The organism is Parendozoicomonas callyspongiae, from assembly GCF_023502345.1.
GTDB classification, from domain to species: domain Bacteria; phylum Pseudomonadota; class Gammaproteobacteria; order Pseudomonadales; family Endozoicomonadaceae; genus Sansalvadorimonas; species Sansalvadorimonas callyspongiae.
Window position 1 is genome coordinate 64,346 of sequence record NZ_JAMFLX010000004.1, and the last position, 22,451, is coordinate 86,796.

Sequence of the window (22,451 nt, forward strand, 5' to 3'; positions counted from 1 at the left end):
AGCCTTCATGGCAGACAGGCAAGAAAATGAATGGCGGCTGATACGTTTAAAGACCACCCGGGTGAACGCCGGCTGGTTAATTTCCGCGTCTGGCTGGCTGTTGCTGTCATGATTCTCATGACAGCCGGCCTGATCGCGCGAGCATTCTATTTACAGGTGGTTCAATATGATGATCTTGCGACACAGTCGGAAGATAATCGAATTCACCTACGCACAGTACCTCCTGTCCGGGGGCTTATCTACGACACCAAAGGTCGTCTTCTGGCTGATAACCAGCCAAGTTATAACCTCACAATTATCCGGGAACGGGTTGAAGACCTGGATAAAACCCTGGATGAACTCGGAAAAATTATTGAGCTTGATCCTGAAGATGTGAAGGATTTTCGTGAACGTGTATATCAAACACGTCCATTTAACAGCGTGCCTTTAAAATATCGGTTGACGGAAGAAGAGATCGCACAGGTTTCTGTAAACCAGCATCGCCTTCCAGGGGTGAATGTAGAGGCGCAGCTGATTCGTTCTTATCCCCTGAAATCATTACTGGCCCACGCTGTAGGTTATGTGGGGCGTATAAACGACCGTGAACTCAAGAAGATAGATCCCTCCCAATACAGTGGTACCAACATTATTGGTAAAACCGGTGTTGAGCGGTTTTATGAAGATATTCTTCTTGGAAAGCCTGGCTACCAGGAAGTGGAATCAAATGCCCGTGGCCGTGTATTACGAGTTCTGAAGCAAGTGAATCCGATACCGGGGCAGGATATCAATCTGTACCTGGATCTTGATCTGCAAAAAGTGGCGATGGAGGCCCTGAAAGGCAAACGCGGCGCTGTGGTTGCCATGGATCCTAATACCGGAGGCATTCTCGCTCTGGCCAGTGCTCCTTCATACGACACTAACCCGTTTGTCAGTGGTATTAGTTATAAAGCTTACAGCGAGCTCAGGGATGATATAAATCGTCCACTTTATAATCGGGCGACACTGGGCGAGTATCCCCCGGCCTCAACAATCAAACCCTTTATGGCGCTTGCGGCACTGGACAGTGGCACGATCGAACGCGACTACAGGATTTTTGATAAGGGCTATTACCAGCTGCCAGGTGAGGAACGTAAGTACCGAAACTGGAAACGTAAAGGTGATGGCTGGACAGACCTTGTTCGTTCCATTGCGCGCTCAAACGATACCTATTACTACGACATAGCCGTCAAGATGGGCATCGATACCATGCATGACTATCTGATCCTGTTTGGCTTCGGCGAAAAGACAGGGCTGGATATTGCCTCAGAGCGCTCAGGGCTCGTGCCATCCCGTGCATGGAAAAAGAGAGCCCGTGGCGCTCCCTGGTATCCGGGGGAAACAGTTATTGCAGGTATTGGTCAGGGGTACCTTCTTACCACGCCACTCCAGTTAGCCATGGCAACTTCGATTATTGCCAACAGGGGCACGGTTGTTCAGCCAAGACTGGCAAAACCTGGCCCTGGTGTGGCTCCCATACCACCACTGGCTCGCGTTGAAAAAGATCAAAAAGACTGGGAAACAGTTATTGATGGGATGCGGTCTGTTATTGAACATCCGCGAGGCACTGCATATATCCGCATGGGTAAGAATTTGCAGTATACCGTGGCAGGTAAAACAGGTACTGCACAGGTTGTAGGCCTGCCCCAGGACATCAAGGAAGAGGAAGCTCTGGTGCTGGAAGAGTTCCAGAAAGATCACGGCCTGTTTGTTGCTTTTGCACCCATCGAAAATCCGCAGATTGCTCTTGGGATTATTGTTGAGAATGACTCCAAAGCTGCGGTGAAGATTGCCAGAAAAGTGCTGGATGCTTATCTCCTTCCACGCCTGGCAGAACAGAAAGTGTTAGGTGGACTGGCCGGAAACGCTTTGCAGGGAGGGCAATAATCATGTCTCAGGATTTTATCCGGCAGCTTGATCCCAAGCATGACCTCAGAGCTGCTCCAGCCTTGAGTACCCGTTTGCACCTGGACCCGGTACTTCTTTTGATGCTGCTGGGCATCTGCTCGGTTGGTCTGTTTATTTTGTACAGCGCCAGTGGACAGAATCTGGATATGGTTATGCGCCAGGCCATCTATATGGTGGTTGGTTTTGTCACCCTGTTTATTGTGGCCCAGATTCCTCCCCGCTTTCTTCAGCGATTAGCTCCCATTGCCTATGTTGGTGGTGTGGTGTTGCTGGTCGGTGTTCTTGTTATGGGGGAGGGCGCGAAAGGTGCCCAGCGGTGGATACAGCTCCCGGGCTTCCGGTTTCAGCCTTCTGAAATTATCAAGCTGGTGATGCCGCTGACGGTTGCTGCCTGGTTGACGCGAAAACCACTGCCGCCATCCCTGGCGGATACTTTTATCTCTCTTGCTCTGATTGGTGTTCCCGTTGTCCTGATTGCCAAACAGCCTGACCTTGGAACCTCCTTGCTGATTGCTGCATCCGGTATGTTCGTGATGCTGCTGGCCGGCTTGCGCTGGCGTGTTATCGGATCTGCTGTATTGCTTGCTCTGCCTGCTGTTTGGGTTATGTGGCATTACGTGATGCGGGAGTACCAGAAACAGCGGGTGCTGACCTTCCTGAACCCGGAGAGTGACCCCTGGGGATCAGGCTGGAATATTATTCAATCCAAGATTTCCATTGGTTCTGGTGGCCTTTATGGCAAGGGTTGGCTGCTGGGAACTCAGTCACATCTGGAGTTTCTCCCGGAGAGTCATACCGACTTTATCTTTGCTGTTCTGTCCGAAGAGTTCGGGTTGATTGGCGTTCTGGTTTTACTGGCCGTGTACGCGCTGATTATCGGGCGCGGCATCTTTATCACCATGCATGCGCAGAATATGTTTGCACGACTGGTTGCCGGCAGTGTTACTCTGACATTCTTTGTCTACATTTTTGTAAATATAGGAATGGTTAGCGGCCTGCTCCCGGTTGTAGGTGTTCCCCTGCCCCTTGTCAGTCGTGGTGGAACCTCCCTTGTGACCCTGATGGCAGGGTTTGGACTGTTAATGTCAGCCCATACACATCGGAATTTTCTTGGTCGCTAGGCTCAAAAGTGTTAAAAATGGAGGCAGTAACGCAAAACTACGCATTACTGTTTTTTTATCCATGGAAATGCTTGCGGCATTTCGCGCTCATGGCTGTTTGTAGATGACCGGCGGTGCCGAAGGGGGTACCCATATGCGGATCCGTTTCAAAAGCCTGATAGCTGTATTTTTAACAGGCCTCTTTTTATCAGTACCCAGCTATGGTGAAGGCTTCAACAAAGCGGATATCGACGGGTTTATAGATGAGCTAGTTCGCGATGAAGGTTTTTCCCGCCCCGTGCTGGAGAAGATGTTTAACGACGTAGAATATAAATCCCGAATAGTTGAAATTATGCAACGTCCAGCGGAAAAACGCTTGACCTGGGCAGAATACAAAAACCTTCTTATAAATGACAAGCGAATCAATGATGGCGTCGAGTTCTGGCGTGCTCATCGTAAAACACTGGAAAAAGCCAGCTCTGAATATGGCGTTTCTACCAGTGTCATTATCGGAATCCTTGGTATCGAAACTGGTTTTGGCCAGAACAGCGGTGGGTTCCGAGTTGTTGATGCTCTCGCCACTCTGGGTTTCAAATATCCACGACGAGCTACCTTTTTCCGTAAAGAGCTGAAAGAGTTTCTGATCCTGGCCCGGGAGCAGGGCTTTGATCCTCTTACTTTGACCGGCTCCTATGCCGGGGCAATGGGAATTCCCCAGTTTATGCCTTCCAGCTACCGTGAATACGCCATTGACTTCGATAAGGATGGGCAGGCTGATATTTGGGAGTCACCCGCAGATGCGATAGGTTCTATTGCGTCATACCTCAGCCGTCATGGCTGGCAGAAAGGTAAGCCGGTGGCTGCCAAGGCTTCTGTCCAGGGGCAGAAATATGCCAAAGCGATTGATAAGAACCCCCGTCCAACACATTCCGTCAACGAGGTGAAAAACCTTGGCTGGAGAACAACAAGGGTTCTGTCTGACACCGCCCGTGTACGGGGGCTTAAGCTGGAAGGACGTTCCGGAACAGAGCACTGGCTGACCTTGACTAATTTCTATGTGATTACCCGCTACAACAAGAGTGATCTCTATGCCATGGCCGTCTATCAACTGGGAGACATGATTGAGAAAAAAATGAAATCTCAGGATAAGAAATCACTGGCCAAGTCATAACAAGAAGTAAAAAGGAACTCATTCGTTAATGATGAGAATCATCAACAGGCTTGCTGAGCTATTTTTACATAGCCCTGCGTATAGTCTTGTGAATAGCTCTTTGTATGGTCGCCTGATATCGAAAGAAGCAGTATTTTTTCTGACTGTTGCTTTTCTGGCAGGTTGTGCAAGTACGCAGACACAGGAAGAGATTCAGGCAAGCCGCTACAAGCTGAAACACGATAGCAGTCACAAAAATATAGATGTTAGTCAGATTCCTGATGCCGTTCCGCAGGTCGCAGAAGGTGATGTGAAGTTCACACCTTATTCACTGAATGGTATTTCCTATGTTCCGTTATCCTCCGCTACCGGGTACCGAAAGGAGGGCGTCGCATCATGGTATGGAGTGAAGTTTCACGGCTACAAAACCGCCAATGGTGAAATTTATGATATGTACGGCATGACAGCCGCCCATAAAACTCTGCCATTGCCGTCTTATGTAAAAGTGACCAATCTGGCTAATAATCGCAGTGTCATTGTCAGGGTGAATGATCGGGGGCCATTCCATGGTAACCGGGTTATTGATTTGTCCTGGGCGGCAGCCAAAAAGCTCGGTTATCACAACAGGGGGACTGCCAGAGTCAGAATTGAGGGCATCGATACTTCTCCCGAAGGGCTGCTGGCATTTCAGGCAACCTCGGCCGGTACAAAGGCCACACCAGCTCCTGTCAGAAAGACAACCTCAGCAGTTGACCGGACAGTATCAGAAGCCAGCTCTGAAGGTGAACAGCTATATTTGCAGGTTGCTGCTCTAAGCAGCCGTGACGGAGCAACAGCACTGAAGCGCAAGCTGTTAAATGTAACCAGCGTGCCTGTCCGTGTTATCTCTGGAGCCGATTCTCTGTTCAGGGTAAGAGTCGGGCCTTTTCGCTCGGAGCAGGATCTACAGAGGCTTCAGGATGCTCTGGGTAATGCCAGTATGGCCAAAGGCCACAGGGTGTACGAATAGCTGGTACTTAAAGCCTTATTTTTTTCAACCGGAGCTGACTTTATGCGACTTACGCTTCGGGTTTACGTTTCGCTGTAGGGATAGGGAGGCGGGTTTTCATGTGAAGAATGACTTGGTCCCCGTAATCTTAGAATCTGATCCTTTAGAGTTCCTACATGATCTTCTAGAATTTCAATTTGCTTGTCCTTACTAATAATAATATTGTCTTTGCTTGTCAATTTCTGTACTAGCTTTTCATTTCTTTCTAACAAGGGTTGGGTAACTATCGTTATCTTTTTTTGACGTTCTTTAAATGCAGCATGCCCCGCTTGGGCTCCACAAACACCTGCAACACACGCCTCACCAGCAATTGATGTACAGCTATGACCCAGAAAAATTCCAGCTCCGGTGGCTGCACACGTTCCCAAAATGCAGCCTCTGGTAGCTAAATTGCATTGTGCTCCAAGAGGATTATGCATGATATCCCTATCCTCCATTGCGAATTCGAATACAATGTTTTTAAAAAAAAGTGTTTTTAAAGTATCCATAATATTTAAACCTCATAATATTTTTTCGCTAATTCTTCAGGTTATACGAGCTTTTTATGTGGCGTTTGTTCGTGAAATAATTAACAAAACAGTCAGCACATCAAACAGATGCCTTCAGTTCGTCCCGGGGTTTCGACCCTTCATCTTGCGTGACTTTGGCGTACGGAGGTGCTACGCCTGTGTTCTGAGTATGGCGCTTAAGCCGTGAGTGCCCCCTGCAGGATTTGGATAAATGGATGTCGATTATGTCCTTTAATGCATTCGAATCCAGTTGTTATAATCCCCGGTTACTGTAATCTGGCCTTGGTGGACAAGCAGCCATGAGTGGGCAAAATGCCCTTTCGCGTAAAATGCCCAGTCCGAAAAATGGATATTTTTTTTGGACATTTTCATAAAAGCGTCCACGGAACATGGATTATGGTTCCATTTATCAAGAATTTGTTGAAGCAAGATGAATCAAACAGCCCGAATTTCCAAAAGACTGGCCGCCTCCATGATCGGGGCAGCTATGCTGGTCGTTTCCTCAATGGCATCAGCACTGCCAGCCGGTCTTATTCCTGCACCGCCCAAGGTTGCAGCCAAAAGTTACATTCTTCTGGATGCTGATAGTGGTGAAATCCTGGCTGAGAGCAACTCTGATGAGGCCATGCCTCCTGCCAGTCTGACCAAAATGATGACCGCCTACGTGGTTGAAAACGAGCTGGCTTCTGGAAATATCAGCCGTAACGATCTCGTGACTGTCAGTGAAAAAGCCTGGCGCATGCGCGGCTCGCTGATGTTTATCGAGGTGGGCGAGAAGGTCACCGTTTCGGATCTCCTCAAGGGCGTCATTATCGTTTCCGGTAACGATGCCAGTGTTGCACTGGCCGAATATGTTGCTGGCAGTGAAGATGCTTTTTCCCAGGTTATGAATGCCACAGCCCAGCAACTGGGTATGGAAAACAGCCACTTCAAGAATGCTTCCGGCTGGCCTACCAAAGGACATTATGCGTCTGCCCGTGATCTGGCCAAGTTGTCCAGAGCGATCATCTATGATCACCCGGAATACTACGATATCTACAACGAGCGTGAGTTCCAGTACGGCGTAAACAAAAGTACTGGCAAGCCGTTGAACCCACAGCCAAACCGTAACACTCTGCTGTGGACCAATCCGGATGTTGATGGCCTGAAGACCGGCCATACCGATGCTGCCGGATACTGTCTTGCAGCCTCTGCCAAGAAAGATGACCGTCGCCTGATTGCTGTGGTTATGGGTACCGCCAGTGAGCGTGCCCGTGCCAATGAAACCCAGAAACTGCTGACCTATGGTTTCCGCTTCTTTGAGAATGTTGAAGTGAACCGTGGGGGTGTTGCACTGGAGCAGGTACGTGTCTGGAAAGGTGATCGTGATCAGCTCTCCGTTGGTCTGGAAAAAGATCTTGTTGTTACAGTGCCTCGCGGTCGTGGCAAAGATGTGAATGCAACCATGTCCGTTGAGTCTGATCTGGAAGCGCCTATCCAGGCCGGCCAGGTAGTCGGCAGTGTTATCGTTAAGATTGACGATGAAATTGTTGAAGAAAAACCGCTGATTGCGCTGGAAGATGTGCAGGAAGGTGGCTTCTTCAAGCGCCTGTGGGATGGCATTGTCCGCTTCTTTATGGGACTGTTTAGCTGATAGATGGCCCGGCGGGATGTCTGGCCTGTCTGTTACAAATAGGAGTCTGTCAGGGCTGTCAGGCTTCTATTGAGTGGATTGAATAGATTAACGTCATGGCTCAGGTTTATCTGAATGGGGAATTTGTTCCGGTAGAAGAGGCGAAGGTCTCAGTACTTGATCGTGGTTTTCTGTTTGGAGACGGGGTATATGAGGTTATCCCGGTTTTTGCCGGAAAGCCTCTGCAGGAGGACGCTCATATGGAGCGTCTCTACCGCAGCCTGGATGCTATTGAGCTTGAGCTCAGTCAGACTCCCGAAGATTTTCACGGGATGTTTACCCGCCTGCTGGAACTGAATAAAGAGTCAGCAAAGCACCTGACGATTTACCTTCAGATCACTCGTGGGGTTGTTGAAAAACGGGCTCATGGTTTCCCCGAGAAACCAACGCCGACTGTGTTCGCCATGACAATCCCTCTCGAGCCTAACATCCGCACATCTCTGGATGAAGCGCCGACTGGCAGGGCGATTACTCAGAAAGACCGGCGCTGGCAACGCTGTGATATCAAAAGTACTTCGTTGCTCGGGAACCTTATCTCGTTTCAGAAGGCCTATAGGGAAGGGATGGCGGAATCTATCTTGATAGACTGTAAAGGCCGCGTGACAGAAGGGGCTTCCAGCAATGTTTTTGCCATTATCGGGGATCGGATAATTACTCCTCCCCTGAGTAAACGAATTTTAGGTGGAATTACCCGCGCCCTCGTGCTGGAAATTGCTACCCGGGATGGCTGTTACCTCTGTGAAGAACGGCAGCTGAAGGTAGAAGAGTTGCGAGAGGCCAGTGAGATCTGGATCACCAGTTCAAACCGGGAGATTCTGCCAATTGTTGAGTTGGATGGTGCGGCTGTTGGTGCGGGGAACCCTGGTGAAGTGTGGCGTCATATTGCCGGACTTTACCGGATATACCGTGATCAGGTACCGGAGATAAATGATGACCGAAGAACAGAAAGCTCCCAAGATTGAGTTTCCCTGCGACTACACGATTCGCATTATGGGGGCTGTAACCGAAGATTTTCATGAAGTTGTGTTGAGTATCGTGAAGAATCATGACCCGGAACACAACGGAGAATATACCGTTCGTGACAGCAAGAAAGGGCGTTTCCAGTCCGTTGTTGTCACTATTAACGCAACTGGCGAACCACAGCTGCGTGCCCTCCATGAAGAACTTAAGAACAGTGGTCGAGTACTGATGGTGCTCTGATCCTGGTTTTCCCTCAATCACAGGAACCCTGAATAATGAATAACGCGGAGCAGCTTATTATCCGCGAGCTGGGTCTGAAAGATTATGTTCCCGTCTGGCAGGCAATGACTGAGTTCACTGCCAAGCGGGATAAAGAAACACCGGACGAGCTCTGGCTGGTGGAGCATCCACCAGTCTTTACCCAAGGACAGGCCGGCAAGGCAGAACATGTCCTTGCACCTGGAGATATCCCAGTTGTACAGGTTGATCGCGGCGGGCAGGTGACTTATCACGGTCCTGGGCAGCAGGTTGTGTACCTGATGCTGGATGTGAGGCGCCTGAAACTGGGCGTACGAGATCTGGTGACTTGTATGGAGAATGCGGTCATAGCTACTTTGGCTGAGTACGGCATTGAGTCAGCGGCAAAGCCTGATGCACCGGGAGTCTATGTTGGCGAGGCCAAGATTGCCGCTCTTGGTTTGCGTATTCGCAGAGGCTGCTCATTCCATGGATTATCCCTGAATGTGGATATGGATATGGAGCCATTCCAGCGAATAAACCCCTGCGGATACGCGGATATGTCCGTTGCCCAGATGAAAGACTATTGCCCTTCTGTAAGGATGACTGACGTAGCCAGGATGCTGGTTAAACAACTGGTTGGCATGACTGGTTATACTGAACTGAATATGACAAATCAGCTTTCCGTCTTTCCGGGAAGCCTGGAGAGTGCCCTGTAAATGTCTGATCAAGAACTTATTCCAACAGTACAGGTTCCCAGCGGAAGCAAGTTTGTAAACGATAAAGGCATTCGCGCTATTAAAAATGGCGTGAAAGCAAGTCAGAACAAAAAACCGCAGAATATTCTGCGCAAGCCTGCATGGCTGCGAATCAAGGCACATACCGATAAGCGTTACGGTGAGGTCAAGAAAACTGTAAAAGACCACAAGCTCAGCACTGTTTGTGAAGAAGCCATGTGCCCGAACATCAACGAATGTTGGAGTTCCGGTACCGCCACAATCATGCTGATGGGTGACGTCTGCACCCGTGCCTGTAAGTTCTGTGCGGTTAACACCGGTAACCCTAAAGGTTTGCTGGATGAGAAAGAGCCAGAAAACACAGCTGATACTGTTGGTATGATGGGGCTGAAGTACCTGGTACTTACTTCTGTCAACCGGGATGATATTGAAGACGGTGGTGCTGCACACTACGCTGCTGTCGTAAAAGCGGTTATCGAGAAAAACCCCAATACGACCGTGGAAGCGCTGACTCCTGACTTCCTGGGCAATCTGAAAGATGTAGAAACTGTTGTCGACAGTGGCATCGCAGTTTTTGCCCAGAATGTTGAGACAGTACGTCGTCTGACCCACCCGGTTCGTGACCCTCGTGCCAGCTATGAGATGACTCTCGAGGTTCTTGAGCATGCCAAGAAGCATAATCCGAATGTTCTGACCAAGACCAGTATTATGTTAGGTCTGGGTGAAACTGAAGATGAAATCCTGGAAGCCATGGATGACCTTCGTGCAATTGGTGTGGATATCCTGACCTTCGGCCAGTACCTGCAACCAACCAAGAACCATATCGCCCTGCAGCGTTATGTGACTCCGGAAGAGTTTGAGAAGTATCGTCAGTGGGGCCTGGATAAGGGGTTCCTGGAAGTCGTCTCTGGTGCCTTGGTGCGTTCCAGTTACCGTGCTGAGCAGGTTCTGGAAAAGAACAATGTTGGCCTTGGGCACCCCCCAAATAATTAAATATTTTACATCTCTCCCCGCTATTGGTGTTGTTGCTTCAATAGCGGGGCAGTTCTTCAAATCCTTCCGTGAAAGTATGTCTTGTTTAACGAAGCGGTTAGGAAAACTCGCAAAAAACCAAACCCTTTTCTCTTACAGCTGTCAAGAAACACAGATGTTAATAATGTGCTGTAAAGAGGATTGCTGCCATGACCCCAGTCCAACGACCAAACCTGCCCCTAATTAATCCCAATCTCAACAAGGCATACCATGACCGCTGTTTTGCCTTGCAACAAAATGAAAATGAAATATTTAATGGGGCCTGGAAAAAATTTCATGTTCATAGACCCAGGGATGATCAAGGTCCTTTTCTTCTTCAGGTACAATGTAGTGGAAATTATAAACATGTATATGCACCAGTTTGTAACAAGGGGCATTGGGCATGCAAGGACTGTATTCAGGACGTTATCAGGAAAGAATTGGATGTTTGCCCACAGTGCGCCCTGCAAGGAGAAGAAAATAGCTTGATGAATGATGATGAGTTAAAGGAGGCTATATCCCAGTTAGCAGATAAAAAGCTTGCGGCCAGGTATGAATGTACTGATTGCCACTCAAAGCTTGAATATGCTCAAGTAGAGGGGCATGTCAGCTGTCAGCAAGTGCCAGTATTTACCTCGCTTAAAACAGTGCAGGCAAAACTAAGTGCAGAAGAGGAAAAAATGTACTCTGTTCTAGCTCCTTATATCACTAACTTTAATTCGTCTATTCTCCTTAGTGACTCTGATCGAGTCGAAAAGAATGTGAGAATGATTGTTGCGGATTCTCCACCTGATAGGCGCGCTATGCTGATCAAAGCAACATCTCCGGAGGCCTTGGATGGATACGAGAAAGCAAAAAAAACTCTGGGCATCTGCAAAATATATTTAATTGATCTTTACTGGCAGCTTACTGAAAAACAGGAGGTCGAAGATCAGGAGCCTCAGGAAAGGGAAGTATTCGGACAAGCCATAGATTTAAACAAGAGATGGCTCAACTATCTTGATCAGCCGGGTGACACATTCAAAAGTAATGCTGTTAAGTATGCGAATGAAAAAGCCTCGGAACTTGAAGCCGGCACTCTGGATCAGCATCAGAAAATAGTTTTACGGGCTATCACTCTTGCCCAAAGGAGGTTGAATCGTACCAGATCCTCTAACAATGAAAATATGCTGGCAATGAATGAGGCTTATTTGTTCACTATAACTGACCGAATATTGCATGAGAAAAGAAAAAGAAGTGGTGGGGCTGAAGGTATGTGGTTATCCTCAACTGGCGAGCCTTCTACCAAGACTTCAAAAAAATCTAAGTCCGCATAAACTTGAAAAAAGCGCAATGGCTCTTGTGAGTTAAAGTGCAGACAGGCATATTTTTATGAGAGTATTGAAACTTGGTTTCTGGTCTCTTATCAAGATGTGGAATAGTGGATACGGATTTTTTAATTGATTTCAGTGATCTCAATGCTCCTGTTGTTTATTTGGCAGGGGCATGGGTAACAGGTAAACAATTGCCAGAAGTGCGAATTATACAAGAAGCGATCTGTACTTGTATCAATACTGTGTTCCTGGTGCCAGGCGATAATTTTGAATGGGATTCCCGCCTTCTGGCCTTTATTCTGGCCGCTGAACGCCTGTGTCAGGAGCACCAGAAAAAGCTTGATATATCAGCATTCCCTGAATCTGTTCAGCAACTTTATGACCTTGCTAAAGCTGTTCCCCCTAACATCAGCTCTCCCGAAGAAAGCCATAATCATTGGACTTTTTTAAAATCTTTCTGGGTTGGAGCTATCGAGACACTGGGTTTTATCGGTGAAATGTGTATCGCTGTTGGCCGCCTTTTTGCCGGCCGCAGTCATATGCGAGCCGTAGATCTACTCTTCTGTCTTAATCAGGCTGGCCCGAAAGCTCTTGGTATTCTCTCCTTATTAAGCGTTTTGGTTGGGATGATTCTGGCTTATCTGGGAATGATCCAGCTGTCTCAGTTTGGTGCAGAAGTGTACGTCGCAAACCTTGTTGCTCTTGGCATGGTCAGGGAAATGGGCTCTTTGATGACTGCCGTCATTATGGCAGGTCGAACGGGAGCTGCATGGGCATCAGAACTGGGTGCTATGCAGGTGAATGAAGAGGTGGATGCGCTGAAAACCATGGGAATTCGCCCCATGGATTTTCTTGTTATGCCACGGCTCCTGGCCATGGCTATCGCTATGCCCCTTTTATCTGCCTACAGCTTTATTCTGGGAATGATTGGCGGCGGTGTTATGACGACGGGAATGGAGATGACGTTGCGTATGTATCTTCACCAGTTACTGCAGTCATTTTCTCCCGGCGATGTTCTGGCGGGCTGCTTTAAAGGTTTTATTTTTGGTCTGCTGATTGTTTTAGCTGGCTGTCAGTCTGGAATGAACTGTCGGGGTTCTTCTGCAGCAGTTGGCGAGGCGACAACCCGAGCTGTGGTTCAGGCTATTGTCTATTTCGTGATTGCTGACGCTGCTCTTAACCTGATGTTTTACAAGCTGGGAATATGATGGTGATGGATGCGCCGAAAACCATAGAGTTCCCCGTGATAGAAACCCGTGCTTTGACCATGCGTTATGGTGACCGCCTTATTCAGAAGAATCTGAATTTCAAAGTTAATCAGGGTGATATTTTTGTCATCATGGGGGGGAGTGGATGTGGAAAGAGTACCTTGTTAAAGCATCTGATTGGCCTTAATTCTCCAGCAGAAGGGGACATTGTTTATAACGGTGAGAGTTATATCTCTGCCGATGAGCAGTCCCGGCAACAAATGCGGCAGCGTTGGGGAATCACCTTTCAGAGTGGTGCGCTGTTCAGCGATATGACACTGGCTGAGAATGTGGCTCTGCCTTTAAGGCATGCAGGTGCTCATCGCAGTGAAATCAGAGACATTGTTCATTACAAACTCTCTCTTGTTGGTCTGGGTGGTTATGAAGATTATTTCCCATCTCAAATAAGCGGTGGCATGTGTAAGCGGGCTGGTCTTGCCAGGGCCATTGCTCTGGATCCGGAGATTTTGTTCTTTGATGAGCCTTCAGCAGGTCTTGATCCATTAAGTGCCCGCAGACTGGATGATTTGATTCTTCATTTGCGGGATTCAATCGGCACTACGGTTGTTATTGTTACCCATGAGCTGGCCAGTATGTTTGCTATTGCCAGCAATGGCATCTTCCTTGATGCCGTAACGAAAACAGCGCTCGATCATGGTGATCCGAACTGGTTAAAAGAACATAGTCGTGAAGCTATTGTCCGGTCCTTCCTGGCCCGGGGTGAAACTGAGGGATCGCAGTTATGAAGACACAAAAGAAAGCTGTGAGTGTCGGGCTTTTTCTTGTGGCAACGATTGTATTGCTTATTACGCTTGTATTGACAGTTAGCAGCGGCAACCTGTTTGGTGATGATAAGGAACGGTTTGAGCTTGTTTATGATACCTCCATTAAAGGGTTGGAAGTGGGAGCTCCCGTCACTCTGCGGGGAGTAAAAATTGGTGAAGTTGCCAGTATTACCACCCGCTTTTATGAAGGTGCACTTGAGCCATTGAACTCTGTCGTTGTGGATATTTATCCCGATAGAGTGGAAGAAGATCACAATGGTGATGGTGAGGTGCGCACAGATTCCGAGCTTCTTGACCTTCTGCTTGCCAAGGGATTAAGTGCCAAGCTTCGTTCCCAGAGTATTCTCACAGGTCTTCTCTATATTGAAATCGATTTTTACAAGAACGAACCACGCAAGTTCGATGTAAGAACCAAGTTCCGCCAGTTGCAGACAGTTCCCAGTGATCTTGAGTTTCTGGATAAGGAGCTTGGAGATATTGACCTTTCAACTCTGGCGGAAGATATGCAGCAGATCCTGACAAATCTGCATAAATTTACCGGCAGCAGTGATTTTCAGCGGGTAGTTGTTAATCTGAATCGGTCACTCCAGACCGTTGAGAATGCCGGAAATAAAACAGCTGAAGCGGTTGAAGAGCTGAAGTTGCTGACCAGTGATCTGCGTACTCAGTTAAGCCTGCTGTCCTCAGATGTCAGCCAGACAATGATTGATGCGCAGGAGAATCTTCAGAAGGTTGGTGAAATGGCTGATACAGCAAATACTCACCTGGCTCCTGACTCTCCACTGATGCATGACCTTAATAAGACCATGCAGAGTCTTAACCGCGCAGCGGCAGCTGTTGAACAACTGGCCAAGACTCTTGAGCAGAAACCCAACTCCCTGGTACTGGGCAAGTGAGGAGATACTGATGAATTACAGAGCAGCCCTGATCCTCATTGCCGCTATGCTGGCCGGGTGTGCCACGTCTTATGACTATTACAAGCTCAAAACAGAAGTCCCGCTGACAGCTTTTCAGGTGCAGCAGAGTGTAGGTCTGATACCTGCCGATATTCCTGGCTGGCTCAATGATGCCCGACTCAGCTGGAGCGATGGTGAAGTGAAAGTCTTCCGGGCAGAGAATGATCGTTGGGGTACGGACCTCGGTCAGGAGGTAGACAGGACTTTAAGTGAAAACCTCAGTCAGCAACTGGGAGGTGCTGCTGTTACAATCGGTCCCTGGTTTGGTGACCAGCGACCTGATCTGGCGGTTAAGGTGGATCTTGATAACCTGGTTATGGTCGACAAGGTTGTTGAGGTGACTGCTCGCTGGAAGCTTCTTAACAAAAAGGGAAAAATCCTGGTGCAGTCCGACGAACAGGTTATCTGGATTGCTGAGACGGAGAGTCAGGAGCAGTCCCTTCGTTTAGCCCTGGGCATCAGTCAGGCTCTTGCCGGAATGAGTGCTGATATTGTTGAAGCTGTCCGGAATGTAGCTGCGACAAAACTTACGGACAAAAAAATGGAGCCATAAAGGCTCCGAGTTTTGGGAGAGACGGTTTCAAGTAGAATCTTGTGGGTCTGAATTCGACAGGCTGTCACCCCTTCACTTGTTGATAAGAATATATGCTCATACCCATATCCGAAATTGGATAAAGGTTGTACAGACTTTGGCCTAAGGCTAGAAAAGTTGTGCTGATTGCTAGGTTCTGTTGACATAAGTTTGTGCGATTCAGTGGTCCAGAAAGCCGCTAATCGCAAGAAAGGCTTGTGAAGGTGTAGTGGTTCTACATCAAGCAAGCCTGACGAAGTGAGTGGCGGCTTTCTGGGCCACCCGGAGGGCGCCAGCGAGGCTTTCCAGTTCGTCGTTGCAGCCGTTCGAAAGACAACCAGTATTCCTTCACGCCTGCGTCTAGATCTGAAAAGCCTCGCTGGCGCTGAATGCACAAACTTATGTCAACAGAACCTAGATGCTTTGAAAAATGATCACGCCAATCATTACCGGGCAAACAATCCGGATATACCAGGGCCAGATTTTCCAGAACAGGCTTGATTCGGCTTTGGACCAGCCACGACTGATTTCCTGAAGTTTTCTGTGACGACTTATCAGCCAGCCAGCATATAGGCAGAACAACAGGCTGTTGATGGGTTGGGCATAACGGGTTGTAAACGTAACTGTTGCGTTAAACAGCGGATCGAAATAGATAATTAGAAGCAGAGTAACCAGTAAGACTCCTGCACAAACCGTCAGGCCTGCTTTGGCTCTGGAGAATCCAGACCGCTCTGCAAGGCAGGAGACTGGAACTTCAAGCATGGAGATCGATGAGGTCAGTGCTGCAATAGTCATCAGGGCAAAAAAGGACAGGGACATGACAATCCCCTCGGTTCCCATTCGTGTGAACAGGTCGGGAAGAACCTCGAAAACCAAAGTATCGCTGTTGACTAACTGACCGTTCTCATAAATTGAGACACCATTACTCAGGGCTACATATAAGGCAGGAATAATCAGCAGGCCAGCAAGAAAAGCAATTCCTGTATCCAGCAGGCAGACCTGTAAGGCGACTCCGGGAAGATTGGTATCTCTGCGCAGATAAGAGCCATAAATCATCATTGCACAGACTCCCAGGGACATAGAAAAGAATGCCTGACCCATGGCATTGAGCATAAGATCAGTATTGATCTGGCTGAAATCCGGAACAAGATAGTGCTTCAGCCCTTCAGTTGCTCCTTCCTGTGGCATAACTGTGAAGATCATACCAATCAGCAACAGAACAAGCAGAGGCATCAGGCGGGCTGACCAGCGCTCTATACCATTCTTTACCCCGCCATTAACAACCGCCAGAGTGGCACCAACAAATAAAATGGCTAATAGAAGGTTTCTTTCAGTGGAGAAGGCCATCATCCATTTACTGAGGTCGGAGAATCCGGCAGCTTCGAAAACAGGAGCCATAGCAAACCCGGCCAGCCAGCCACCGACCACGCTGTAAAAACTGAAAATCAGGCAGATAACCAATACTGCAATAATGCCTGTGATGCGGGTAACGGGACGCCATGAGTGGTTATCAGGGAGTTGTTCCAGTGCAGTAATCGGATTGCTTTGGCTATAACGGCCAATCATCAGCTCGGCAACCAGAGCGGGATAAGCAAGTAATAATGAAAGACCCAGGTAAACAAGAACAAATGCGGCACCACCATTCTCGGCAACCTGGGTAGGAAAGCTCCAGATATTACCAAGCCCGACAGCCGATCCGGCAGCAGCCAAAACAAAACCAAGTCGTGAACTGAAGCCCGTTCGGGCTAAAGAGGAGGGCTGGTCTGTCGTGGCCGTCATTGCGAAACTCCTGATGTAATTCTGCCAAAGTGTAGCAGCAGGAAATCAACAGCCTGGGAACACAATTAATTCAATCAGAAACAGTTAAATGCAGGTAAGCCATTTGCAAATAATGAACGGGAGGGACGTTTGGGTATTGTAAATAGTGCGATATAGATACAAATCAATCAACTTGGAAGAAGTTAGCTTGTTATTAATCATTCCATCCACACTTCTGGTATGTTAATAATGTCATCCGAAAATGCATGATGAATAGTGTATTTTTGTTCGATCAACGGTCATTTAAAAAATAAAGAAGCTGTTTTTGACCGTCCCAAACTTCAGAGCGCAGTATGAAGAATATAAAAAGAAATATTGCCATACCCATCACCTATATCCGTCACCTGATGGTGTTGATTAGGGAGAACGGGCTTCGAGATGATACCTTCCTGATGGCTGCCGGGATCAGACCGGAGGAACTGTCACGGGATGAAGGAACCATTGATTTCGAACGTTGTGATCGCCTTATCACCCTGCTCAGGCAGCAGTGTAAAATCCAGAGTCTCGGCTGGCAGCTTGGCCAGAGACTCCATCTTCCCAGCCACGGTGTCCTGTCTGTTGCGGCCCTTACCAGTAAAACCATCAAAGACATGCTGGAAATGTCGGTGCGCTATATGGCGACCCGTTTCCCACTGATGGTGGTGTTCCTGGATACTGATGGTGAAGAAGCTGTGATGCAGTTTGATGAGGCGCTGGATCTGGGTGAAAACCGACGGTTCTATGTGGAAGCCTTTATCGCGTCTCACCAGGTTATGCGGTTTTACTCCTTTGGTCCTGATGCCTGTGTTGGCCACAAGCTTCATCTGGCGATCAGTAAGAAAGATTATTACGACGACTTTGATTTTGGCGACGTCGAAGTTTCATATAATCACGCTGCCCACCAGTTCCGTTTTCCTGCTTATTATCTGCAAATGCCCATGCCTATGGCAGATACAATTACCCAGCAGTCTGCTGAGCGCCAGTGCCGGAAGATTCTGGAAGATATGAAAGTGGAAACCGGCCTTCTGGGGCGGGTACTCTCCTTTATTCGCAGCCGTGAAGGGGTGATTCCCTCTTTGGAGCAGACAGCCGATTATCTGCTGATTTCTCCGCGCACCCTGCGCCGCCAGCTGCAGGAGCTGGATATTACCTATCGAACCCTTGTGAACAGGGAGCGCAAGCGTCTGGCATTACATTATCTGAGAAATACCAGACTGACAGTCGAAGAAATTGCCGAGCGGCTGGACTATAACGACCCCAGTAATTTTGGCAGGGCTTTCCGAAAGTGGACCGGCCATTCTCCAGGGTACTATCGCCATACGGTGACAGAACTGGAAACCTGAGAATGATGTGATAACAGCATAACGGGATAATAATAAGATGTATAAAGAGATGATCTCTCCCCGTTTTTTTGAAACGGATGCTCTTGGGCACATTAATAATACAGTTGTGCCTGTCTGGTTTGAGAAAGCCCGGGAGCCAGTCTTCCGCCTATTTACGCCAGATCTTGATATTAAAAAGTGGAAGTTGATTATTGCCAGAATCAGTGTCGATTTTCTGGGCGAAATCTTCTATGGCGAAGATGTTGAGGTGCGGACCGGGCTGGCAAAAATTGGCAATTCCTCAATGACTGTGCGTCAGGAGGTCTGGCAGGGTGGTAAATGCCAGGCTCGTGGAGATGCGGCCCTTATTCATTACGATTACAGCACCAGCAGTTCTGTTCCTATCCCCGATGAAATTCGCTCTCAACTGGAACAGCACATAATCGGAGAGTGATTTCTATACTTAGAGAGGTTTCGATTAAGTCAGGGACGGCTTATGCCTCTTTTTCACCGTGTGCGTCAGGGGAATACTCCTCAGCCTCCTGCTATCAAAATCCAGAACCAGCGTTATATCCCCGGTAGCTCTTTGTGGGATCACTTCATTTGGAGACTCTAAAGCTGGTAAAAAACCAGTTTACTTCTCTGCCTTCGCCACTTCTACAGCTTGGCCGGGATCATACCTGTAAGGTATTTCTTACCAAGAATCAGCTTCCTCAGTCTGAAAGGGTTGCTCTAAATGATGTTCGTGGTGCAGGTAGTTTATTTGTATATACGACCCCGAGAATTTCGATTGTAGATGCTGAGACCGCGACCCTTGGGGAGCTACTTAATCATTGGTATGTCGTCGCAGAGCAAGATTGCCCAACCGATGTTCGTAATTCGATCGCAAAGTTAGACGATACGGCGAAAGAAACGCTGAGAATACACCTGTTTAAGCTCATAGGAACTCTTGATTACGAACACCCTTCCAGGGGACAAACAATGGCAAAGAGAGTTTCGATTGTTCTTAAGGCCATGGCAGCAGATAAGGATGTTATGGAAGACTGTCTGGCTGCTTCATATGAAGCAACCAGTAGCTGTACAGACCGTGCATTGCTTGGGCTCAACATGATGGAACAGGCGGTACAGGTAGCAAAAGTCCGCCGGATGGATGATCCCAAACCGTTGCTCGATATGGGGGTAGGACTCTGGCGAATGAAGCTGGTGAAGGAAATTGCCCAAAAAGAGTACAAGAACCAACAGGGCCTTAAGCAGCTTGTTACCATGCATGAAGCTGATCAGATCGAAATTGAATTAGCCTACCTTCTGGGTTTACGCGATTCTCTTGATCTGCCTTTGGCTGAAAATCAACACATGCTTAACCGGTCATATTCCGAGGTAACTGACCGTATGCTTGATAATGCGAGAAAGAAAGTAGAAACAGAGCTTAAAGATCACCCCGAGAGGGAATATCTGTTTTTGGCACAGTGGCCTCCCCTGCGAGAAAAACTAGCTGACTTATATTTTGGGGATGTCGATGCAATCAATGATGCCTATCAAAATAAGTTCGTTGATCTCGGTGATAAGCCTCTCGAAAGCCCCGAAGTTATTGAGCTGAAAAGAGCATGGGAAGAAGAGCTGGACGACTTTTATATGGGTGTTATTAAAAATATGAAAGTTGGAGAGCCTCTGCCTTATCACAAACAAGAAGAAGTCCTGAAAATGCAGCAAGAGGAATATGCCCGTTTAAGAGCCGCGGCTGCCAATAAAAAAGACAGCTCAGGGTAGCTCCTTTAAAACCCGATCAAGAGAATTTTCCCTCAGATACATTTGGAATCTTATCGTATAGTGCAGAACAAGTCCCTGATTCCGGATTATTTTCTGGTATGCTAAGCCGCACCAGAAAAAAGTGAATAAATACAACACAGCAGATAGCGCTTATTGTTGAATCCAGCATGATGCAAAAGCTGTGGCATTGCTAATGAGGTGCTTTCATGCCTGTCTATCGATCCAAAACATCAACCCAAGGCCGGAATATGGCGGGCGCCCGTTCGTTGTGGCGTGCAACGGGAATGACTGATGAGGATTTCCAGAAGCCCATCATTGCCGTTGCCAACTCGTTTACCCAGTTTGTTCCCGGTCATGTCCATCTAAAGGATATGGGGCAGCTGGTTGCCCGTGAGATTGAAAAAGCCGGAGGGGTGGCCAAGGAATTTAATACGATTGCCGTCGATGATGGCATCGCTATGGGGCACGACGGGATGCTCTACTCCCTGCCGAGCAGGGATATTATTGCGGATTCTGTGGAATATATGGTCAACGCGCATACGGCTGATGCGCTGGTCTGTATTTCCAACTGCGACAAAATTACTCCCGGAATGCTGATGGCTGCCATGCGTCTGAACATTCCCACCATCTTTGTATCCGGTGGCCCGATGGAGGCTGGTAAAACCAAGCTGGCTGAGCATGGTCTTGATCTTGTTGATGCCATGGTCATCGCCGCTTCTGATGCCGATCAGGACACTGTCGATGAGTATGAGCGCTCTGCCTGTCCGACCTGCGGCTCCTGTTCCGGTATGTTCACTGCCAACTCCATGAACTGTCTGACGGAAGCATTGGGACTTTCCCTTCCCGGCAATGGTTCCCTACTGGCAACCCACGCTGACCGTAAGGAACTGTTCCTTGAAGCTGGGCGAAAAATTGTGGATATCACCAGACGGTATTATGAGCGGGATGATGAAACTGTCCTGCCCCGTTCTATTGCCAGCGTAAAAGCTTTTGAGAACGCGATGAGTCTGGATATCGCCATGGGTGGTTCTACAAATACCATTCTCCATCTATTAGCTGCTGCGCAGGAAGGCGAAGTGCCTTTCGATATGCAGGACATTGATCGTTTATCGCGTAAGGTGCCCCAGCTATGCAAGGTGGCTCCCAATATCCAGAAATATCATATGGAAGATGTTCATAGAGCTGGCGGCGTTATGGGCATTTTGGGAGAGCTGAACAGGGCCGGTTTGCTTCACAGCGATATTCCGACGGTGCACAGCCCATCAGTGGAGGATGCACTGAGCCACTGGGATATTATAGAGACCATCAATGATACGGTGAAAACCTTCTACAAGGCTGGTCCTGCCGGTATCCGTACGACAGAAGCTTTCAGTCAGGACACTCGCTGGCCAAGCCTGGATGCTGACCGTGAAAATGGCTGTATCCGCAGTCTGGATCATGCTTACAGTCTGGAAGGTGGACTGGCCGTTCTGTTTGGCAATATTGCCGAGAATGGCTGTGTGGTGAAAACGTCAGGTGTTGATGAAAGTATTCTGGTGTTTGAAGGACCTGCTCACGTTTGTGAGAGCCAGGAAGATGCGGTTAACGATGTTCTGGAAGGCGGGGTGAAAGCAGGCGATGTCGTTGTTATTCGTTATGAAGGACCGCAGGGGGGACCTGGTATGCAGGAAATGCTGTATCCAACCAGCTATCTGAAGTCAAAAGGCTTGGGTAAGGCCTGTGCCTTGCTAACTGATGGGCGTTTCTCCGGCGGTACTTCAGGGCTTTCTATTGGTCATGTGTCCCCCGAAGCAGCATCAGGCGGCGCTATTGGTTTGATTGAGCAGGGTGACAGGGTCTGTATCAATATCCCTGAGCGAACCATCAATGTTGATGTTGATGCTTCTGTACTGGCAGAGCGTCGTGCAGTAATGGATGCCAAAGGCAAGCAGGGTTGGAAACCCGTTGCCGATAGGCCTCGAAAGGTTTCCACAGCTTTGAAAGCTTATGCCAAGATGGCAACTTCAGCGGATCGGGGGGCTGTAAGAGATCTCGCTCTCTTTGATTAATCTCAAGAGACCTCCATACCTGAATGGCCGGATTTATTCCGGCCATTCTTCATCTATGAGCAGCCAGTACGACACCTGCCCTGATAAAATTGACTTTGAGCGCACTTTAAGCCTTTGAGCCAATACTGAATAGGCAAGAAGGCAGCTGAATGAACCAGTCATGAAAGTCGCAACAAGAATAAGAAACTGTGGCAAAAGCGGTTCAGTTATATCAATAAACTGAGGGAATAGGGCTGTAGTAAAGACAATGGCTTTTGGATTGGACAGCGCTACGAGAAGCCCCTGCAGGTGCGAAACT

Annotated in this window: 21 protein-coding genes; 18 read left to right on the forward strand and 3 right to left on the reverse strand. The window is 48.3% G+C overall.

Translation table 11 applies throughout. The annotated features are described in order from the left end of the window. Positions 1-30: 30 nt before the first annotated feature. From mrdA to M3P05_RS04110, 4 genes are all read left to right on the forward strand, one after another. Entirely contained in the window at positions 31-1,902 is a 1,872-nt protein-coding gene (mrdA, locus tag M3P05_RS04095) for a penicillin-binding protein 2 (RefSeq protein ID WP_249698013.1), read from the forward strand. A 2-nt stretch (positions 1,903-1,904) separates the two neighbouring features. Next, positions 1,905-3,044: a rod shape-determining protein RodA gene (gene rodA, locus M3P05_RS04100; protein ID WP_249698015.1), complete on the forward strand. Its 1,140-nt coding sequence runs from the start codon at positions 1,905-1,907 to the stop codon at positions 3,042-3,044. A gap of 103 nt (positions 3,045-3,147) precedes the next feature. Then, complete coding sequence (mltB, locus tag M3P05_RS04105) at positions 3,148-4,194, forward strand: lytic murein transglycosylase B (RefSeq protein WP_249698016.1); 1,047 nt, start codon at positions 3,148-3,150, stop codon at positions 4,192-4,194. Between the two features lie 28 nt (positions 4,195-4,222). Next, on the forward strand, positions 4,223-5,182 hold the full coding sequence (locus M3P05_RS04110) for a septal ring lytic transglycosylase RlpA family protein (RefSeq protein WP_249698018.1): 960 nt from the start codon (positions 4,223-4,225) through the stop codon (positions 5,180-5,182). 62 nt (positions 5,183-5,244) lie between these two features. Here the strand turns inward: M3P05_RS04110 and M3P05_RS04115 are convergent, their stop codons facing one another. Then, positions 5,245-5,709, reverse strand: a complete 465-nt coding sequence (locus M3P05_RS04115; protein WP_249698020.1) for a hypothetical protein — start codon at positions 5,707-5,709, stop codon at positions 5,245-5,247. Between the two features lie 451 nt (positions 5,710-6,160). Between M3P05_RS04115 and M3P05_RS04120 the strand changes: the two genes are divergently transcribed. The 10 genes from M3P05_RS04120 (at position 6,161) to M3P05_RS04165 (ending at position 15,201) form a co-directional block, all read left to right on the forward strand. Beyond that, on the forward strand, positions 6,161-7,363 hold the full coding sequence (locus M3P05_RS04120) for a D-alanyl-D-alanine carboxypeptidase family protein (protein WP_249698022.1): 1,203 nt from the start codon (positions 6,161-6,163) through the stop codon (positions 7,361-7,363). 95 nt (positions 7,364-7,458) lie between these two features. Then, complete coding sequence (locus M3P05_RS04125; protein WP_249698023.1) at positions 7,459-8,364, forward strand: aminotransferase class IV; 906 nt, start codon at positions 7,459-7,461, stop codon at positions 8,362-8,364. Further along, the gene (locus M3P05_RS04130; RefSeq protein WP_249698025.1) at positions 8,333-8,602 is read left to right on the forward strand and encodes an HP0495 family protein; all 270 of its coding nucleotides are present in this window, start codon (positions 8,333-8,335) and stop codon (positions 8,600-8,602) included. Before M3P05_RS04125 ends, M3P05_RS04130 begins: the two co-directional genes overlap by 32 nt. Before the next feature lie 35 nt (positions 8,603-8,637). After that, positions 8,638-9,318 carry a lipoyl(octanoyl) transferase LipB gene (lipB, locus tag M3P05_RS04135; protein WP_249698027.1) on the forward strand — a complete coding sequence of 227 codons (681 nt, stop codon included), beginning with the start codon at positions 8,638-8,640 and terminating at the stop codon, positions 9,316-9,318. Next, a complete protein-coding gene (lipA, locus tag M3P05_RS04140) occupies positions 9,319-10,329 on the forward strand; it encodes a lipoyl synthase (protein WP_249698029.1) in 1,011 nt (336 codons plus the stop codon). Between the two features lie 188 nt (positions 10,330-10,517). Beyond that, complete coding sequence (locus M3P05_RS04145) at positions 10,518-11,663, forward strand: RING finger protein (RefSeq protein ID WP_249698030.1); 1,146 nt, start codon at positions 10,518-10,520, stop codon at positions 11,661-11,663. 104 nt (positions 11,664-11,767) lie between these two features. Beyond that, positions 11,768-12,868, forward strand: a complete 1,101-nt coding sequence (locus M3P05_RS21060; protein WP_249698032.1) for an MlaE family ABC transporter permease — start codon at positions 11,768-11,770, stop codon at positions 12,866-12,868. Positions 12,869-12,873: 5 nt separating this feature from the next. Beyond that, positions 12,874-13,653 (forward strand): ABC transporter ATP-binding protein, encoded by a 780-nt coding sequence (locus M3P05_RS04155; protein WP_249698034.1) that lies wholly within the window; start codon positions 12,874-12,876, stop codon positions 13,651-13,653. After that, positions 13,650-14,588, forward strand: coding sequence for an MlaD family protein (locus tag M3P05_RS04160; protein WP_249698036.1), 939 nt, complete (start codon positions 13,650-13,652; stop codon positions 14,586-14,588). The genes M3P05_RS04155 and M3P05_RS04160 overlap by 4 nt, the downstream gene beginning before the upstream one ends. Before the next feature lie 10 nt (positions 14,589-14,598). Then, positions 14,599-15,201 (forward strand): PqiC family protein, encoded by a 603-nt coding sequence (locus M3P05_RS04165; RefSeq protein ID WP_249698037.1) that lies wholly within the window; start codon positions 14,599-14,601, stop codon positions 15,199-15,201. 432 nt (positions 15,202-15,633) lie between these two features. Here the strand turns inward: M3P05_RS04165 and M3P05_RS04170 are convergent, their stop codons facing one another. After that, positions 15,634-16,998 (reverse strand): sodium-dependent transporter, encoded by a 1,365-nt coding sequence (locus tag M3P05_RS04170; protein ID WP_249698039.1) that lies wholly within the window; start codon positions 16,996-16,998, stop codon positions 15,634-15,636. Positions 16,999-17,330: 332 nt separating this feature from the next. On the opposite strand from M3P05_RS04170, the gene M3P05_RS04175 reads away from it, so the two are divergent. The 4 genes from M3P05_RS04175 to ilvD all read left to right on the forward strand — a co-directional run bounded on the left by M3P05_RS04175 (position 17,331) and on the right by ilvD (position 22,153). After that, entirely contained in the window at positions 17,331-18,359 is a 1,029-nt protein-coding gene (locus tag M3P05_RS04175) for an AraC family transcriptional regulator (protein WP_249698041.1), read from the forward strand. Positions 18,360-18,396: 37 nt separating this feature from the next. Beyond that, on the forward strand, positions 18,397-18,792 hold the full coding sequence (locus M3P05_RS04180; RefSeq protein ID WP_249698043.1) for an acyl-CoA thioesterase: 396 nt from the start codon (positions 18,397-18,399) through the stop codon (positions 18,790-18,792). A gap of 134 nt (positions 18,793-18,926) precedes the next feature. Beyond that, positions 18,927-20,105: an NEL-type E3 ubiquitin ligase domain-containing protein gene (locus tag M3P05_RS04185; protein ID WP_332841994.1), complete on the forward strand. Its 1,179-nt coding sequence runs from the start codon at positions 18,927-18,929 to the stop codon at positions 20,103-20,105. Between the two features lie 206 nt (positions 20,106-20,311). Then, entirely contained in the window at positions 20,312-22,153 is a 1,842-nt protein-coding gene (gene ilvD / locus M3P05_RS04190; RefSeq protein WP_249698047.1) for a dihydroxy-acid dehydratase, read from the forward strand. A 33-nt stretch (positions 22,154-22,186) separates the two neighbouring features. Here the strand turns inward: ilvD and M3P05_RS04195 are convergent, their stop codons facing one another. After that, positions 22,187-22,441 (reverse strand): LysE family translocator, encoded by a 255-nt coding sequence (locus M3P05_RS04195; protein WP_283777679.1) that lies wholly within the window; start codon positions 22,439-22,441, stop codon positions 22,187-22,189. Between the last annotated feature and the right edge of the window lie 10 nt (positions 22,442-22,451).

What these genes read in the sequence shown, in the direction of transcription:
- M3P05_RS04120 (WP_249698022.1), top strand. Translation starts at nt 6,161, where the DNA reads ATGAATCAAACAGCCCGAATTTCCAAAAGACTGGCCGCCTCCATGATC.
- lipB (WP_249698027.1), top strand. Translation starts at nt 8,638, where the DNA reads ATGAATAACGCGGAGCAGCTTATTATCCGCGAGCTGGGTCTGAAAGAT.
- M3P05_RS04110 (WP_249698018.1), top strand. Translation starts at nt 4,223, where the DNA reads ATGATGAGAATCATCAACAGGCTTGCTGAGCTATTTTTACATAGCCCT.
- M3P05_RS04115 (WP_249698020.1), bottom strand. Translation starts at nt 5,709, where the DNA reads ATGGATACTTTAAAAACACTTTTTTTTAAAAACATTGTATTCGAATTC.
- M3P05_RS04175 (WP_249698041.1), top strand. Translation starts at nt 17,331, where the DNA reads ATGAAGAATATAAAAAGAAATATTGCCATACCCATCACCTATATCCGT.
- M3P05_RS04145 (WP_249698030.1), top strand. Translation starts at nt 10,518, where the DNA reads ATGACCCCAGTCCAACGACCAAACCTGCCCCTAATTAATCCCAATCTC.
- mltB (WP_249698016.1), top strand. Translation starts at nt 3,148, where the DNA reads ATGACCGGCGGTGCCGAAGGGGGTACCCATATGCGGATCCGTTTCAAA.
- ilvD (WP_249698047.1), top strand. Translation starts at nt 20,312, where the DNA reads ATGCCTGTCTATCGATCCAAAACATCAACCCAAGGCCGGAATATGGCG.
- mrdA (WP_249698013.1), top strand. Translation starts at nt 31, where the DNA reads ATGGCGGCTGATACGTTTAAAGACCACCCGGGTGAACGCCGGCTGGTT.
- M3P05_RS04130 (WP_249698025.1), top strand. Translation starts at nt 8,333, where the DNA reads ATGACCGAAGAACAGAAAGCTCCCAAGATTGAGTTTCCCTGCGACTAC.
- M3P05_RS04170 (WP_249698039.1), bottom strand. Translation starts at nt 16,998, where the DNA reads ATGACGGCCACGACAGACCAGCCCTCCTCTTTAGCCCGAACGGGCTTC.
- M3P05_RS04155 (WP_249698034.1), top strand. Translation starts at nt 12,874, where the DNA reads ATGGATGCGCCGAAAACCATAGAGTTCCCCGTGATAGAAACCCGTGCT.
- M3P05_RS04165 (WP_249698037.1), top strand. Translation starts at nt 14,599, where the DNA reads ATGAATTACAGAGCAGCCCTGATCCTCATTGCCGCTATGCTGGCCGGG.
- M3P05_RS04125 (WP_249698023.1), top strand. Translation starts at nt 7,459, where the DNA reads ATGGCTCAGGTTTATCTGAATGGGGAATTTGTTCCGGTAGAAGAGGCG.
- lipA (WP_249698029.1), top strand. Translation starts at nt 9,319, where the DNA reads ATGTCTGATCAAGAACTTATTCCAACAGTACAGGTTCCCAGCGGAAGC.
- M3P05_RS04160 (WP_249698036.1), top strand. Translation starts at nt 13,650, where the DNA reads ATGAAGACACAAAAGAAAGCTGTGAGTGTCGGGCTTTTTCTTGTGGCA.
- M3P05_RS04180 (WP_249698043.1), top strand. Translation starts at nt 18,397, where the DNA reads ATGTATAAAGAGATGATCTCTCCCCGTTTTTTTGAAACGGATGCTCTT.
- rodA (WP_249698015.1), top strand. Translation starts at nt 1,905, where the DNA reads ATGTCTCAGGATTTTATCCGGCAGCTTGATCCCAAGCATGACCTCAGA.